Origin of the sequence: Lentzea sp. NPDC004782, assembly GCF_040609115.1 — a bacterium.
In the GTDB taxonomy this organism is placed as follows: Bacteria; Actinomycetota; Actinomycetes; order Mycobacteriales; family Pseudonocardiaceae; genus Lentzea.
On sequence record NZ_JBEXJN010000005.1, the window covers coordinates 36,891 to 52,599 of the forward strand.

13 protein-coding genes are annotated in these 15,709 nt (G+C 69.3%); 4 read left to right on the forward strand and 9 right to left on the reverse strand.

What is annotated here, in order from left to right:
- Positions 1–10: 10 nt before the first annotated feature.
- The 3 genes from ABZV40_RS06350 to rpmE all read right to left on the reverse strand — a co-directional run bounded on the left by ABZV40_RS06350 (position 11) and on the right by rpmE (position 2,605).
- A complete protein-coding gene (locus ABZV40_RS06350) occupies positions 11–1,219 on the reverse strand; it encodes an acyl-CoA thioesterase/bile acid-CoA:amino acid N-acyltransferase family protein (RefSeq protein WP_355436713.1) in 1,209 nt (402 codons plus the stop codon).
- A gap of 22 nt (positions 1,220–1,241) precedes the next feature.
- Entirely contained in the window at positions 1,242–2,306 is a 1,065-nt protein-coding gene (prfA, locus tag ABZV40_RS06355; RefSeq protein WP_355436716.1) for a peptide chain release factor 1, read from the reverse strand.
- An 86-nt stretch (positions 2,307–2,392) separates the two neighbouring features.
- Positions 2,393–2,605, reverse strand: a complete 213-nt coding sequence (gene rpmE / locus ABZV40_RS06360) for a 50S ribosomal protein L31 (RefSeq protein WP_355436719.1) — start codon at positions 2,603–2,605, stop codon at positions 2,393–2,395.
- 254 nt (positions 2,606–2,859) lie between these two features.
- Here rpmE and ABZV40_RS06365 point away from each other — a divergent pair, with 254 nt between their 5' ends.
- Complete coding sequence (locus ABZV40_RS06365; RefSeq protein ID WP_355436721.1) at positions 2,860–3,246, forward strand: hypothetical protein; 387 nt, start codon at positions 2,860–2,862, stop codon at positions 3,244–3,246.
- A 171-nt stretch (positions 3,247–3,417) separates the two neighbouring features.
- On the opposite strand, the gene rho is transcribed toward ABZV40_RS06365, so the two are convergent.
- The 6 genes from rho to argS all read right to left on the reverse strand — a co-directional run bounded on the left by rho (position 3,418) and on the right by argS (position 11,901).
- Entirely contained in the window at positions 3,418–5,340 is a 1,923-nt protein-coding gene (rho, locus tag ABZV40_RS06370; RefSeq protein WP_355436724.1) for a transcription termination factor Rho, read from the reverse strand.
- Positions 5,341–5,662: 322 nt separating this feature from the next.
- Positions 5,663–6,508, reverse strand: coding sequence for a homoserine kinase (gene thrB, locus ABZV40_RS06375; RefSeq protein ID WP_355436727.1), 846 nt, complete (start codon positions 6,506–6,508; stop codon positions 5,663–5,665).
- Entirely contained in the window at positions 6,505–7,560 is a 1,056-nt protein-coding gene (gene thrC, locus ABZV40_RS06380; RefSeq protein ID WP_355436729.1) for a threonine synthase, read from the reverse strand. The genes thrB and thrC overlap by 4 nt, the downstream gene beginning before the upstream one ends.
- Positions 7,557–8,858 (reverse strand): homoserine dehydrogenase, encoded by a 1,302-nt coding sequence (locus ABZV40_RS06385; protein WP_355436732.1) that lies wholly within the window; start codon positions 8,856–8,858, stop codon positions 7,557–7,559. The genes thrC and ABZV40_RS06385 overlap by 4 nt, the downstream gene beginning before the upstream one ends.
- Positions 8,855–10,273 carry a diaminopimelate decarboxylase gene (gene lysA, locus ABZV40_RS06390; RefSeq protein ID WP_355436734.1) on the reverse strand — a complete coding sequence of 473 codons (1,419 nt, stop codon included), beginning with the start codon at positions 10,271–10,273 and terminating at the stop codon, positions 8,855–8,857. Before lysA ends, ABZV40_RS06385 begins: the two co-directional genes overlap by 4 nt.
- A complete protein-coding gene (argS, locus tag ABZV40_RS06395) occupies positions 10,273–11,901 on the reverse strand; it encodes an arginine--tRNA ligase (protein WP_355436737.1) in 1,629 nt (542 codons plus the stop codon). Before argS ends, lysA begins: the two co-directional genes overlap by 1 nt.
- A 170-nt stretch (positions 11,902–12,071) precedes the next feature.
- Here argS and ABZV40_RS06400 point away from each other — a divergent pair, with 170 nt between their 5' ends.
- The 3 genes from ABZV40_RS06400 to ABZV40_RS06410 all read left to right on the forward strand — a co-directional run bounded on the left by ABZV40_RS06400 (position 12,072) and on the right by ABZV40_RS06410 (position 15,601).
- Positions 12,072–12,896 (forward strand): DUF3105 domain-containing protein, encoded by an 825-nt coding sequence (locus ABZV40_RS06400; RefSeq protein WP_355436740.1) that lies wholly within the window; start codon positions 12,072–12,074, stop codon positions 12,894–12,896.
- The gene (locus ABZV40_RS06405) at positions 12,896–13,588 is read left to right on the forward strand and encodes a DUF305 domain-containing protein (RefSeq protein WP_355436743.1); all 693 of its coding nucleotides are present in this window, start codon (positions 12,896–12,898) and stop codon (positions 13,586–13,588) included. The genes ABZV40_RS06400 and ABZV40_RS06405 overlap by 1 nt, the downstream gene beginning before the upstream one ends.
- 138 nt (positions 13,589–13,726) lie before the next feature.
- On the forward strand, positions 13,727–15,601 hold the full coding sequence (locus tag ABZV40_RS06410) for an acyl-CoA dehydrogenase family protein (RefSeq protein WP_355436746.1): 1,875 nt from the start codon (positions 13,727–13,729) through the stop codon (positions 15,599–15,601).
- Positions 15,602–15,709: the final 108 nt, after the last annotated feature.

Here is a 15,709-nt window from a genome sequence, read left to right on the forward strand (position 1 = left end):
AGCACACACCCTAGGTCCCGAGCTGCTCCTGCAAGAACTCAACCGTCCGTTTCCAGGCGTTCGCCCGAGCGTGCGCTGTGGCCTGCGGAACACCACCACCCGAGAAGGTGACACCGGGCCCCGGATAGGTCACGTCGGTCGCCGGACGGTGCGGCGGGCCCGCTATCAGGTGTCCTGCCTCGGGATACACGACGTGTTCGAACGGGAACGGGTGCTCGTGGTCCTTCAGCCGGCGCAGCGCGACCTCGCTCAGCTCCGCGGAAGGCCACCCGTCGTCGTGCCCGGACGAGATGAGCAACACACCCCCGACGATGTTCTCGACCCGGATCTCGGCGTCCTCGGGAATGCCGTCGGAGGTGTCGAACGCGAGCCGCAACGGCACCGGTTCACCGTTGACGATCTTCGACCGCAGCTCGTCGCCCACGTGGTACGGCAGGTACGGCAGCGGCTCGCCCTTGAGCGTCCACGACGCCGCCTCGTACGACAGCTTCTGCAGCAGGTTCGCGCCAGGCCCGATGCCCTGCGTCACCACACCGCTGCCCACCACGCTGACCACAGCCCTGACCTGCGGATACGTCGCGCCGATCAGCAACGCCAGCTCACCGCCGCGAGACCCGCCGACCACACCGATCTCGCCGGAGCGTTCCGCCAGGTACTCGATCGCGGTGCCGAAGTACTCGAGTGGAACGTCCACGAGGTGCTCGGGCAAGCCCTTCAGCCCGAAGTAGCCGAGCGCGAACGTGACGAACCCGTGCGCGGCCAGCAGAGCCGCGTCCGTCTCGTGCAGACCGCCTTCGGACCCGCCGAGCACGATCACGCCCGGCAGCTCGCCTCCGTCGTCCCCAGGAGCGAACAGCGTGCCGACCAGACCGTTCTCCCGCACCTCGACGCGCTCGACGCCCTCGGGCACGGTGAGACGTTCGAGAAGACGGTCACCCACACCGTCGACGGACAGGCACATCGGGCTCGGCTTGCCACCGGTGCGTTCCAGCGACCAGAACAACCCCATCGGGTCAACGCCGCGGTAGCTGCCCTCCAGCGGGGCGTGCCTGGTCAGGTCTACGACCCCGCGGTCATCGGCCTCGAACGACGCGTGCGAGGCGCGATCGCCGGTGGACAGCTGGACCGTGAGGGGCTGGCCGGGCTTCAGGCCGACGACGATGATGTCGACCGGCCGGTCGAGAGGCGCGGACTGCGGATTCACCAGGATCTCGGCCACAACGCGCCCCTCTCACGTCGGATTACCCGCCTGCGAGCCGTTCTGCCCGGTCGGCGGCGGCCAGCGCGTCCACCACCGCGTCCAGGTCACCGTCGAGCACCTGGTCCAGGTTATGCGCTTTGTACCCAACCCGGTGATCAGAAATTCGTGATTCGGGGAAGTTGTAGGTCCTCACCCGTTCACTGCGGTCGACGGTCCGGATCTGCGTGCGCCGCGCGTCCGACTGCTCCTGCGCCTTCTGCTCCTCGGCCAGCGCCGCGAGCCGCGACTGCAGCACCTGCATCGCGCGCGCCTTGTTCTGCAGCTGGCTCCGCTCGTTCTGACACGAGACCACGATCCCGGTCGGCAGGTGCGTGATGCGCACCGCGGAGTCGGTGGTGTTGACCGACTGCCCGCCCTTGCCGGACGACCGGTAGACGTCGATGCGCAGGTCCTTCTCGTCGATCTCGACCTCCCCGACCTCCTCGGCCTCGGGGAACACGAGAACACCGGCCGCGGACGTGTGAATGCGCCCCTGCGACTCCGTGACGGGCACCCGCTGCACGCGGTGCACGCCGCCCTCCCACTTCAACCGGCTCCAGACACCCTCGGGCGTCGGGCTCTTGGCCTTGATGGCGACCGTGACGTCCTTGAACCCGCCGAGGTCGGAGTCGGTCCCGTCGAGCATCTCGACCTTCCACCCCTGCCGCTCGGCGTACCGCGTGTACATCCGCAGCAGATCCCCGGCGAACAGCGCGGACTCCTCGCCACCCTCACCGGACTTGATCTCCAGCAGCACGTCGTCACCGTCGTGCGGATCGCGCGGCAACAGCAGTTCGGTGAGCTTCTCCTCCAGCTTGGGAAGCTGCTCCTGGAGCTGGTCGACCTCTTCCTGGAACGCCCTGTCCTCGGCCGCGAGCTCCTTGGCCGCCTCGAGGTCGCTCCTGACCTGCTCGATCTCCCGCGCGGTCTTCACGATGGGCCCGAGCTCGGCGTACCTCTTGCCCAGCTTGCGCGCCCCGGCCTGGTCAGCGTGCACGCTGGGGTCGGCGAGCTTCTTCTCGAGCTCGTCGTACTCGGCGAGCAGGCTGTCCAGCGACTGCGACACGGTGAGGACTCCCTAGTGATGACCTGCAAGACGGCAAACGGCGCCTGCCCCGGCACGTTTGCCGAGGTCAGGCGCCGTTGAAGCAGCTACTTGTTGCGCTTGCCGTAACGCGCCTCGAAGCGCGCGACGCGACCGCCGGTGTCCAGGATGCGCTGCTTGCCCGTGTAGAACGGGTGGCAGTTCGAGCACATCTCGACGCGAACCTCGGACGCCGAGGTGGTGCTGCGGGTGGTGAAGCTGTTGCCGCAGCTGCACGTCACCTCGGTGGCGGTGTACTCCGGGTGGATTCCAGCCTTCAAGATCTTGTCCCTTTCAGACGATGGCCGCCGGGTCCCAGTGGTGACGGGTGAACCGGAGCCGGACTCGACCGTTTAGTTTGCCAGACCCTTCAACACGTGCAAAAACGCGGTTGTTCCCACCCCTCTCCACCGCCGTTCGAGGTGTTCGAAGTCACAACCGCTCAACGCCCCCAATACGCCGTTCGGCGCAAGGTTCAGCCGTTCGGCCACATACGGCTCCGTGTTGTTGGTGGCCGTCCATCAGACTGTGTGCCGTGTTCTGCACCGCCGAACGGCCCATGAACCAGCGCCTGTGGCTGGCCGTGCCGTTCCTGTTCTCCGCCGCCGTGTTCGGTCTGCTGGGCTCAGCAGGCCTGATCACCGCGTCCTGGACAACGGTCCCGCTGTACCCGGTGGTCACCGGTGCAGGCGTGGCGGTGGCCGCAGCCGTGTCGGGCGGAGTCCGCTGGCGCCGCCCGTGGCAACGCACCTGGCTGAGGTGGCCCTACCTCGCCGCCGTACTGGTGTTCGGCGTCCTGATGGGCGCCGTGGAGGTACCGGCCCTGGTCACGACCGTGGTCGGGCTTCCAGTCCTGCTCGGCTTGGTGTTCCAGTGCCTGGTGCAGAACGACGAGAGCCAACCAGCCTCGAACTGCCGCTAACTCCCTCGCTTTGCCGCACGCGGGGCCCTTTCGTGCACGAGGAGCGAACGAAAGCTCCCCGCGTGCACCCAGGAGCAGCGGGGGTGGGCGCTGGCGTTCGAGTGAACGAGTAGAAAAAGACCCCCGGTGACCTGCACCGGGGGTCTTTTCACGTGAAACTTGCGCGGGCGATCAGTCCTGCTCGGCGCCCGGCGTCGTCTTCGCGACCTGCATCAGGAACTCGATGTTGGTGCGCGACTTGCGGAGCCGGTCGAGCAGCAGGTCGATGGCCTGCTGGCCGTCCAACGCGTGCAGCACCCGACGCAGCTTGTGCGTGACCGCCATCTCATCCGGCGACAGCAGCAGCTCTTCCTTGCGGGTACCGGACGAGTCGACGTCCACAGCCGGGAACGTCCGCTTGTCCGCGATCTTCCGGTCCAGCTTGAGCTCGGCGTTGCCCGTGCCCTTGAACTCCTCGAAGATCACCGAGTCACCGGCGGAACCGGTCTCCACCAGCGCGGTGGCGATGACGGTCAGCGAGCCGCCGCCCTCGATGTTGCGAGCAGCACCCAGGAACCGCTTCGGCGGGTACAGCGCGGTCGAGTCGACACCACCGGACAGGATGCGGCCGGAAGCCGGCGCCGCCAGGTTGTACGCACGGCCCAGACGCGTGATCGAGTCGAGCAGCACGACCACGTCGTGGCCCATCTCGACCAGGCGCTTGGCCCGCTCGATCGCGAGCTCCGAGATGGTGGTGTGGTCCGACGGCGGCCGGTCGAAGGTCGAGGCGATGACCTCGCCCTTCACCGAACGCTGCATGTCGGTGACCTCTTCCGGACGCTCGTCGACCAGGACGACCATCAGGTGGCACTCGGGGTTGTTCTTGGTGATCGCGTTGGCGATCGCCTGCAGCACCGAGGTCTTGCCGGCCTTCGGCGGCGACACGATCAGGGCGCGCTGGCCCTTGCCGATCGGCATCACCAGGTCGATGACGCGGGTGGTGAGGATGTGCGGCTCGGTCTCCAGGCGCAGGCGCTCGTTCGGGTAGAGCGGCGTCAGCTTGGTGAAGTCCGGGCGGTTGCGCGCCTCTTCCGGGTCCAGGCCGTTGATCTTGTCGACGCGGACCAGCGGGTTGAACTTCTGGCGCTGCTGCTCGCCCTCGCGCGGCTGGCGGACGGCGCCGGTGATGGCGTCACCGCGGCGCAGGCCGTACTTGCGGACCAGCGACAACGAGACGTAGACGTCGTTCGAGCCGGCCAGGTAGCCCGACGTGCGGACGAACGCGTAGTTCTCCAGCACGTCGAGGATGCCCGCGACGGGGAGCAGGACGTCGTCCTCGCGCACCTCGGTCTCGCGGTCCTGACGCTCGCCGCCCTCGCCACGGCCACCGCGGCGGCGACGGTCGCGGAACCGGCCACGACGGCCGCCTTCCTCGTCGTCACCCTGCTGCTGGCCGCCCTGGCGGTCGCGGTCGCGGTTGCGGTCACGGCCGCCCCGGTCACCGCGGTCCTGGCGCTCGCCCCGGTCCTGACGGTCGCCACGCTCCTGGCGCTCGCCGCGGTCCGAACGCTCCTGGCGCTCGCCGGAACGCTCGGGACGCTCAGCGCGCTCCTGCCGCTCGGCGCGCTGCTCGGACTGCTGGCCCTCGCCGGCCTCGGCGTTCCCGCCACCACGGCCGGAACGACGACGGCGGTTGCCTCGGCGGCCGCCCTCCTCGGACGAGCCGGCCTCGGCGGGAGCTGCGACGACGGCGGGCTTCTCCGCCACGTCGAGCTGCTGCTGAACAGGCTTTTCGGCAGCTGCGGGCTTCTCGGCGGCCGGAGCCGAAGCCTTGGCGGCGACCTTCTCGGTCTTCGCCGGCTTCTCGGCTTTCGCGGGGGCGCCGGAGCCCTGCTTCTCCTTGATGGCCGCGATCAGGTCGCCCTTGCGCAGGCCTGCGGTTCCGGTGATGCCCAGTTGGCCGGCGAGCTCGCGCAACTCAGCGAGCACCATGCCGGACAGACCCGCGCGGCGGCGCGGCGTCGTGCCGTTCGAAGGGGTGGACAGAGCGTTCTCCTCGGCTCCAGAACCAGAAGCAGCTGCGACATCGCTGCTCAGCAAATCGGTGTTGCTCACACATGTCCTTCCTGACCAGGCCCCGCCTCCTACGCGGCCCAGCGGACCCGCCTTCCCGCGTCAACTGGGGAACGACGGTCAAGTCCGATGCAGACGGAAGCACACACCGCTTCCGGCAGGCACGGGACTTTTCTCAGGTCACACGGCGATCGGGTGCCTCTCTTGCGTCCGCCCCGCCCGCACGGCACAGGGCCGGAACACAAAAGGATTGCGACCCGGAACGAGTGTCCGGGCGCGACACCGGCGCCCGTGCGCGCGGTGACTGATCGCCCCCGAGGGTAGACGCCGGTCTCCCGCTGTGCAACAACCGGGGTCGGGCGTGTCAGTCCAATGGACGAACACGCACGCCGGCGGTGTCGACGTCGAGTCTCCGCACGTCGAAGCCGTGGACGTCGACCTCGTCCGGCAGGTCGCCGAACGCGATCACGGTGGGTCCCGCTCCGGACACGCACGCGGGAACACCGAGCTTGCGAAGATCGTTGATCACCCGAACGGTGTCGGGCCACGCGGGCTCGCGGTAGTTCTGGTGGAGGCGATCCTCAGTAGCGGCAAGGAGAACCGACGGATCCGACGTCAGCGCGTGCACCGCCAGGGCAGCCCGTCCCGCGGCGTGCGCGGCGTCCGCGTGCGGCACTTCGGCCGGAAGCAGACCGCGCGTGGTCTTGGTGGACGACTCCTGGGACGGGATCAGCACGACCGGGCGCACCCGTGCGTCGGGCTCCATCCGGACCGCCCGATACCGCTCTCCTTCGGACCACGCAACGACAACGCCGCCGAACAAAGACGCCGCCGCGTTGTCCGCGTGACCTTCGAATTCAGCAGCGATTTGCAACGCGTCCGTGTCCAACTCGCGACCCGTCAGGGTGAATCCGGCTGCGACACCCGCCACGATCGCGGCGGCCGACGAGCCCAGTCCACGTGCGTGCGGAATGACGTTGCGGCATTTCAGGGCGAGCCCACCGGTGTACCCGGCGGCGCGGACGGCCCGCACGACGAGATGGCTCTCGTCGAGCGGGACATCACCCGATCCGGCGCCGTCCACAGTGATCGAAAGACCGTCCGCAACGGCGACCTCGATCTCGTCGTACAGGCCGAGCGCCATGCCCAGCGCGTCGAACCCGGAACCGAGGTTCGCGGTCGACGCGGGAACGGAGACCAGGAACCTCACGCGAGCTCCAACGCGTGCGCGACCGCGCCGGGGTCGACCGGGACCGGCTCGACCTCGGTGACGCCGAGCAACGCGGTGTCGGGGTCCTTCAGACCGTGGCCCGTGACGGTGCACACAACCGTGGACCCGCGAGGCAGCCGCCCGTCCTCGGCGGTCATCAGCAGACCGGCGATGGACGCGGCCGACGCGGGCTCCACGAAGATGCCCTCGCTGCCCGCGAGCAACCGGTACGCCGCCAGGATCTGGTCGTCGGTGACCGCGTCGATCAGGCCACCGGACTCGTCGCGGGCGGTGATGGCACCGGTCCACGACGCCGGGCTGCCGACCCGGATCGCGGTCGCGATGGTCTCCGGGTTCGCCACCGGCACGCCGGACACCAGCGGCGCCGCGCCCGCGGCCTGGAAGCCGTACATCTTCGGCAGGCCCTGCTCGTACGCCTGGTAGCCCTGCCAGTACGCGGTGATGTTGCCAGCGTTGCCGACCGGCAGGCAGTGGAAGTCCGGCGCCTGGCCGAGCACGTCGCAGATCTCCCACGCCGCGGTCCGCTGGCCGATCAGCCGCACCGGGTTGACCGAGTTCACCAAGGTCACCGGGTACTCGGCGGCGGTCTTCGACGCCAGCTCCAGGCAGTCGTCGAAGTTGCCGTCGATCTGCAGGATCTTCGCGCCGTGCATGACGGCCTGCGCGAGCTTGCCCATGGCGATCTTGCCGCTGGGCACCAGCACGGCGGCGGTCAGACCGGCCTTGGCCGCGTAGGCCGCGGCGGACGCGGAGGTGTTGCCGGTGGAGGCGCAGATGACCGCCTTGATGCCGGACGCGAGCGCGTACGTCATGGCGACCGTCATGCCGCGGTCCTTGAACGAACCGGTCGGGTTCGCGCCCTCGACCTTCACGTACACGTCGGAACCGGTCATCGCGGAGATCCGCTTGGCGTGCACCAGGGGCGTGCCACCCTCGTGCAGCGTCACGATCTCCGCGCCCTCCGGGATCTCGATCCGGTCGCGGTACGCGCGGATGAGCCCGGGCCAGCCCGGCTTCACAGCGCCGCTCATTCTTCGCCCTCCACCCTCATCACGCTGACGACGTCCCGCACCACGGGGAGGCCACCGATTTTGTCCACAGTGGACCGCAGCGCGGCGTCCGTCGCCGCGTGCGTGACGATCACCAAGCTGGCGTCCTCGGTGCGGCCTTCCTGGCGCACCGCGGCGATGCTCACGTCGTGCTCGGCGAACACCGCGGCGACCTGCGAGAGGACACCGGCCTTGTCCGCCACGTCGAGGCTGATGTGGTAGCGCGTCGGCGTGTTCCCCATGGGCTGCACGGGAAGCGCGGCGTAGGCCGACTCGCGCGGACCACGTCCGCTCACGACCTTGTTGCGCGCCACGGCGACCAGGTCGCCGAGCACCGCGCTCGCCGTCGGCGCGCCACCGGCACCCTGCCCGTAGAACATCATCTCCCCCGCCGCGTCGGCCTCGACGAACACCGCGTTGAACGCGCCGTTGACCGAAGCCAGCGGATGCGTCCTGGGGATCATGGCCGGGTGCACTCGAACGGTGACTGACTCCTGGCCGGACGGCGAGACGACCCGCTCGCAGATCGCGAGCAGCTTCACCGTGCGGCCGAGGCCCTTGGCCGCCGCGATGTCCGCCGCGCTGACCTGGCGGATGCCCTCGCGGTACACGTCCGCGGCCGTCACCCGCGTGTGGAACGCGAGGGAGGCGAGGATCGCGGCCTTCGACGCGGCGTCGAACCCGTCGACGTCGGCGGTCGGGTCGGCCTCGGCGTAACCGAGCCGCGAGGCTTCCTCGAGCGTCTCGCCGTAGCCCGCGCCGGTGGCGTCCATCGCGGACAGGATGAAGTTCGTCGTGCCGTTGACGATGCCCATGACGCGCGTGATCCGGTCTCCCGCAAGGGATTCCCGCAACGGGCGCAGCAACGGGATCGCACCGGCGACGGCCGCCTCGAAGTAGAGGTCGGCGCCGGACGAGTCGGCGGCCTCGAACAGGTCGGAGCCGTGCTCGGCGAGCAGCGCCTTGTTCGCGGTGACGACGGACTTGCCGGCCTTCAGCCCGTCCAGCAGCAGCCCGCGCGTCGGCTCGATGCCGCCGATGACCTCGACGACCACGTCCACGTCGTCGGACGCGACGAGTGCGGCGGCGTCCGTGGTGAGCAGGTGTTCCGGCACCTCGCGATGTTTGTTCGGCCTGCGCACGGCGATGCCCGCGAGCTCAACCGGCGCGCCGATGCGCTGGGTGAGGTCCTCGGCCTGGTCCGTCAGCAGCCGGACTACCTCCGTGCCCACCGTGCCGCAACCCAGCAAGGCGACCCGAATCGGTTTCACGGCTCTCATACCTCCAGACGGAACAGATCGTCCTCGGTCTCCCGGCGCAGCAGCAGCCGCGCCTCTCCACCGGTCACCGCGGCGAGCGCGGGCCGTGGAAGTCGGTTGTACCCGCTCGCCATCGAGTAGCAGTAGGCCCCGGTCGCAGCGATCGCCACCAGGTCTCCCGGCGCGAGGTCGTCGGGCAGCCAGCAGTCGCGAACCACGATGTCACCGGCCTCGCAGTGCTTGCCCACCACGCGGCACAGCACGGCCCGCGACTCGGGCTCGGCGGCGCGTGAGACGAGCTTGCAGTCGTAGACCGCGTCGTAGAGCGCCGTGCGGATGTTGTCGCTCATGCCGCCGTCGACGCTGACGTACCGGCGGCGCGCACCACCGTCCAGCTCGACGTCCTTGATGGTGCCGACCTCGTACACCGTGACCGTGCCGGGGCCGACGATCGCCCGGCCCGGCTCGACCGCGATGCGAGGCATCTCCAGCCCGTTGTGCTCGCACTCCTTCTGCACGATGTTGTGCAGCTGCCGCGCCAGCTCGGCGGGCGGGGGCGGGTCGTCGTCCGGCGTGTACGCGATGCCGAGACCACCACCGAGGTCGACGACGGTCAGCGAGTCGATCTCGCCGTGCTCGGAGCGGATGTCCGCGAGCAGGCCGATGACGCGGCGCGCGGCGACCTCGAAGCCGGACGCGTCGAAGATCTGCGAACCGATGTGGCTGTGCAGGCCGACGAGCTTGAGCCCGGACGCCTTGAGCACGCGCCGCACGGCCTCGGCCGCGTCGCCGGAGGACAGCGAGAAGCCGAACTTCTGGTCCTCGTGGGCGGTCGCGATGAACTCGTGGGTGTGCGCCTCGACGCCGACCGTCACGCGGATCAGCACCGCCTGCACCACACCGCGTTCACGCGCGATCGCGTCCAGGCGCGCGATCTCGTGGAACGAGTCGACCACGATCCCGCCGACACCCGCCTCCACGGCCGCGATCAGTTCGGGCACGCTCTTGTTGTTGCCGTGCAACGCGATGCGCTCGGCGGGGAAGTCCGCCCGCAGCGCGATGGCGAGCTCGCCGCCGCTGCAGACGTCGATCGAGAGGCCCTCTTCGGCCACCCACTTCGCGATCTGGACGCTCAGGAACGCCTTGGAGGCGTAGTGCACGAGCGTCGGGTCGCCGAACGCCTCGGCGTGCTCACGGCAGCGCGCGCGGAAGTCCTGCTCGTCCATGACGAACAACGGGGTGCCGTACTGCTCGGCGAGCCCGCGCACGTCCACACCCGCGAACTCCACGACGCCGTCGGCGTTGCGCTTGGCGTTGCGGGGCCACACGTGCGCGTCCAGGTGGTCGAGCTGCTCGGCGCTCGAAGGGCGGTCACCGGCGGTGTTGCCGGGAACGAGAACGTCGGCGTGCCGGGGTCCGGCCGGGTGCGCGCGCATCACATGCGCTCCGGGGCGGCCACGCCGAGCAGGCCGAGACCTGCGGCGAAGACACGCCTCGTGGCGTTCACGAGCTGAAGCCTGACCTGGTGCAACGGAGTCGTCTCCTCGTCACCGCGTGGCAGCACGCGGCAGTCCTGCTGGAAGCGGTGGTACGTGCCCGCGAGCTCTTCCAGATAGCGAGCCACGCGGTGCGGTTCCCTCAGTTCGGCGGCGGTGGCCACCACGCGCGGGAACTCGCCGATGGTGCGGATGAGGTCGCCCTCGCGCTCGTGGGTGAGCAGCGCGAAGTCCTCTCCTGGGGTGATGCCGAGGTCGGCGGCGTTGCGCAGGATCGACGACGTGCGCGCGTGCGCGTACTGCACGTAGTAGACCGGGTTGTCGTTGCTGTGCTTGCGCAGCAGGTCGAGGTCGATGTCCAGGGACGAGTCGACGGACGAGCGGATCATGGCGTAACGCGCCGCGTCCACCCCGACCGCGTCGACCAGGTCCTCCATCGTGATGACGGCGCCGGCGCGCTTGCTCATCCGCACCGGCTGACCGCCGCTGACGAGGTTCACGAGCTGGCCGATCAGCACCTCGACGGTCGCCGGGTCGTCGCCCAGGGCCGCCGCGGCGGCCTTGAGCCGGCTGACGTAGCCGTGGTGGTCCGCGCCGAGCATGTAGATGCAGAGGTCGGCCCCGCGGGCCCGCTTGTCGAGGAAGTACGCGATGTCACCGGCGATGTAGGCCGGGGCGCCGTCGCTCTTGATGACGACTCGGTCCTTGTCGTCGCCGTAGTCGGTGGACCGCAGCCACCAGGCGCCGTCCTTCTCGTACAGCGCCCCGTTGGCCTTGATCCGCTCGACGGCCTCGGCGACGCGGCCGTCCTGGTGCAGCGAGTCCTCGTGGAAGTAGACGTCGAAGTCGGTGCCGAACTCGTGCAGGCTGCGCTTGATCTCGTCGAACATGAGCCCGACGCCGACCTTGCGCACCGTTTCGGGGTCGGAGAGCGCACCCGGCTCGCGGCGCAGCACCTCGGCCGCGATGTCGCTCACGTAGGTGCCCGCGTAGCCGTCCTCGGGAGCCGGTTCGCCCTTCGCGGCGGCGATCAGCGACCGGACGAACCTGTCGATCTGCGCGCCCGCGTCGTTGAAGTAGTACTCCCGCGTGACCTCGGCACCACGGGCTTCGAGGACTCGGCCGAGCGCGTCGCCGACGGCCGCCCAGCGCGCGCCGCCCAGGTGGATGGGGCCGGTCGGGTTCGCGGAGACGAACTCCAGGTTGATCTTCTTGCCGGCCAGCTCGGTGCCCGTGCCGTAGCCGTCCTCCAGCGCGTCCTCGACGATCGCGCCCCGCGCTTCGGTGGCGATGGTCAGGTTGATGAAGCCCGGTCCCGCGACGTCGGCCTTCGCGATGGCTTTCTGGCTCCGCAGGACCTCGGCGAGCCACGTGGCGAGGTCGCGCGGCGCGACGCCGGCCTTCTTGGCGAGCTGGAGCGCGATGTTCGTGGCGTAGTCGCCGTGCTCGGGGTTCCTGGGTCGCTCGACCGTCACCTGCGCGGGCAGCGAGGTGGCGTCCAGGCCCCGGTCGGCCAGCAACTGGGCAACCGCGGTCCGAACGAGATCGGCGAGCGCTTCGGGGGTCACGACGCATGAGTCTAGAGAAGCGTTGTCGCAGGTCTCGACCGGGTTACCGGGTCTCGGAGGGTGAGACGGCAAGTGTTAACGACCACGTGGTATCGCTACGCGCTGACAGCGACCAGACACGAAGTCCCTACACTGACGCCCGGTTGACCAGGACGACATCTGAGGCGGACATGGTAAGCGGCAAGAAGACGAAGGCCACACGCAGCAGCGTGGCGGCCGCCCGTTCCTCGGTGGTGGCGAGCAAGCCGAAGCCGTGGGGAACGATCATCGCGGTGATCGCCGTTCTCGGCCTGGCCGGCGGCGTGTTCGGATACGCGTACTCGCAGATCCACGCGAACAACGTCAAAGAGGCCGCCCTGGCCAAGTGGAAGCCCTCCGACACGAACAAGGACCCGTCGACGCAGCTCGCGGGCATCGTGATCAAGGAGTACAAGGGCTCCCGCCACGTCGAGCCGACCCAGCGCGTCGCCTACGACCAGAGCCCGCCCTTCGGCGGTCCGCACGACGGCCAGTGGGCCGACTGCACCGGCGTCGTCTACGACAAGGCCGTCCGCACCGAGAACATGGTCCACGGCCTCGAGCACGGCGCCATCTGGATCGCCTACAACCCCGACCAGGTCAAGGACGACGCGCTCGCGAAGCTCAAGACCAAGGTCGAGGGCGTCCCGTACACGATGATGTCGCCGTACCCCGGCCTCGACAAGCCGATCTCGCTGCAGTCCTGGGGCCACCAGCTGAAGGTCGAGAAGGCCGACGACGAGCGCATCGACCAGTTCATCTCGTCGCTGCTGCGCAACCCGAACACCTACCCCGAGGTCGGCGCGTCCTGCGAGAACCCGCAGTTCCAGTCGAACCCGGCGCCGTTCGTGGCCGAGAAGCCGGGCCCCGACGCCGTGCCGATGACCGGCGGCAAGGACGAGTCGAACACCGAGAACAAGCCGAACATGAGCACGCCTCCGTCGTCGGGCGCGCCCTCGACGCCGCCGTCGAGCTGATGACCGCTCCCGCCGAAGAGACCGAGGTGTCCGGGCGTCCCTCCGGGGTCGCCCGCGCCCTCGTGATCGGTGCCGCCGTGCTCGCCGTGCTCCTGCTGGGCGCGGCGGTGGGCCTGCTCGTGAAGCTGCCGGGTTCGTCGTCCTCCGCGGTGCCGGCGTCCGGTTCCGTGGACGTCGGCTTCTGCCAGGACATGGCCCAGCACCACCTGCAGGGCATCCAGATGGCCAACATCGCCCGCGATCGCTCCACCGATCCGGAGGTCAGGCAGCTGGCGTTCGACATCGCCTCCACCCAGCTCGAACAGGTCGGGCGGATGAAGGGGTGGCTGATGATGTGGAACGAGCACGAGCAGAACGTGTCGGGCGTCTACATGGCGTGGATGAACGACGCGGGCGTGCACGGCCACGGCGCCACCACGCCGGAGGCCGGCAAGCCGCTGATGCCCGGCATGGCCGTGACCGACGAGCTGGCCAAGCTGCGGACGCTGACCGGACGCGAGCTCGACGTCTACTTCCTGCAGCTGATGCTCCGCCACCACCTGGGCGGAGCGCCGATGGCCGAGTACGCGGCCACGCACGCCGGCCAGCCGTTCGTCCGGACGCTGGCGGACAACATGCTGAAGTCGCAGGCCGCCGAGACCGAGCTGATGAAGGACTACCTGGCCAAGCGCGGAGCCGCCCCGCTGCCGTAGCCCGGTACTTCCTCGATGAACGGCGCATTTGTCCACCTGAGGTGAACGAATGCGCCGTTCATCTGTTTCACCCCCCGAGCCGGTGGACATCCGCCTACCGCTGAGTAACGTGGGTCACACCCCTACTCGGAGGTAACCATGACCGTCGACGAGCGCGCGGCCAGGCAGGTCGCCGAACAAGCACGGGAAACCCGCTGGCAGCGACCGAGCTTCGGCAAGGAGCTCTTCCTCGGTCACTTCCGCATCGACCTCATCCACCCGCATCCGAGTGGCACGGCCGAGGACCGGGAGCGCGGCGAGGCCTTCCTCGCGAAGCTGCGCGAGTTCACCGAGTCCCACATCGACAACACCGTCATCGAACGGGACGCCCAGATCCCCGACGACGTGCTGAAGGGCCTGAAGGACCTCGGCGCGTTCGGCATGAAGATCAAGCCGGAGTACGGCGGCATCGGCCTGACGCAGGTCTACTACAACAAGGCGCTGATGCTGGTCGGCTCGGCCAGTCCCGCGATCGGCGCGATGCTGAGCGCGCACCAGTCGATCGGCGTGCCGCAGCCGATCGCGATGTTCGGCAGTCCCGAGCAGAAGCAGGAGTTCCTGCCCCGGTGCGCCAAGGGCGAGATCACCGCGTTCCTGCTCACCGAACCGGACGTCGGATCGGACCCGGCCCGCCTCGGCACCGTCGCCATCCCCGACGGCGACGACTACGTGCTCAACGGCGTGAAGTTGTGGACCACCAACGGTGTCGTGGCCGACCTTCTGGTCGTCATGGCGCAGGTGCCGAACAAGGGCATCACCGCGTTCGTGGTCGAAGCGGACGCCGAGGGCATCACCGTCGAGAACCGCAACGCGTTCATGGGCCTGCGGGGCCTCGAAAACGGCGTAACGAGGTTCCACAACGTCCGCGTGCCGAAGAAGAACGTGATCGGCAAGGAGGGCGCGGGGCTCAAGATCGCGCTGGCCACCCTGAACACCGGTCGGCTGAGCCTGCCCGCACTGTGCGCGGGCTCGGCCAAGTGGTGTTTGAAGATCGCCCGCGAGTGGTCGAACGAGCGCATCCAGTGGGGTCTTCCGGTCGGCAAGCACGAGGCCATCGCCGGCAAGATCGCCTACATCGCGGCGACGGCGTACGCGCTGGAAGCCGTGCTGGACCTCAGTTCCGAGCTCGCGGACGCCGGCAGCCACGACATCCGCATCGAGGCCGCGCTGGCCAAGCTCTACGCGTCCGAGAAGGCGTGGCTGGTGGCCGACGAGCTGGTCCAGATCCGCGGCGGCCGCGGCTACGAGACGGCAGAGTCGCAGGCGGCGCGCGGCGAACGCGGCATCGCGGCCGAGCAGATGCTGCGCGACCTGCGCATCAACCGCATCTTCGAGGGCTCCACCGAGATCATGCACCTGCTGATCGCCCGCGAGGCCGTCGACGCGCACCTCAGCGTCGCCGGCGACATCATCGACCCCGACGCCGACCGGCAGGCGAAGATGAAGGCGGCGGCCAAGGCGGGCGGGTTCTACGCGAAGTGGCTGCCCACGCTGGTGGTCGGCAAGGGCCAGAGCCCGGCCGGGTACACGGAGTTCGGGCCGCTCGCGAGGCACCTGCGGTTCGTCGAACGGTCGGCGCGCAAGCTCGCGCGGCAGACGTTCTACGCCATGTCGCGGTGGCAGGGGAAGATGGAGCGCAAGCAGCGGTTCCTCAGCCGGATCGTCGACATCGGCGCCGAGCTGTTCGCGATCAGCGCCGCGTGCGTGCGGGCCGCGCAGGACCCCAACCCCAACGCCGAGCTGCTCGCGGACGCGTTCGCCAAGCAGGCGCGGATCCGGGTCGACGAGCTGTTCGAGAAGCTGTGGAAGAACACCGACGACAGCGACGTGCTGCTGGCCAAGCAGGTGCTGGACGGCAACTACACGTGGCTGGAGGAGGGCGTGCTGGACGCGTCCATCCCCGGTCGGTGGATCGCGGACTCGACGCATCGGGAGTCGACGGCGACGAACGTGCACCGGCCGACGCCGCGGTAAGAGCCGTTACTGCACTGGGCAGGCTGATGGTGCGGGCGCGGCACCTGCCCAGTGCACGGCCGGTAGGGGGCTACGTCCCCCGCATCCCCCTACCGACTCCCCTTGCAA

Bases quoted from the DNA above. Each gene is read 5' to 3' on its own strand.
- ABZV40_RS06405 (WP_355436743.1), top strand. From the start codon at position 12,896: ATGACCGCTCCCGCCGAAGAGACCGAGGTGTCCGGGCGTCCCTCCGGG.
- ABZV40_RS06410 (WP_355436746.1), top strand. From the start codon at position 13,727: ATGACCGTCGACGAGCGCGCGGCCAGGCAGGTCGCCGAACAAGCACGG.
- thrC (WP_355436729.1), bottom strand. From the start codon at position 7,560: ATGAGCGGCGCTGTGAAGCCGGGCTGGCCCGGGCTCATCCGCGCGTAC.
- ABZV40_RS06400 (WP_355436740.1), top strand. From the start codon at position 12,072: ATGGTAAGCGGCAAGAAGACGAAGGCCACACGCAGCAGCGTGGCGGCC.
- ABZV40_RS06385 (WP_355436732.1), bottom strand. From the start codon at position 8,858: ATGAGAGCCGTGAAACCGATTCGGGTCGCCTTGCTGGGTTGCGGCACG.
- lysA (WP_355436734.1), bottom strand. From the start codon at position 10,273: ATGCGCGCGCACCCGGCCGGACCCCGGCACGCCGACGTTCTCGTTCCC.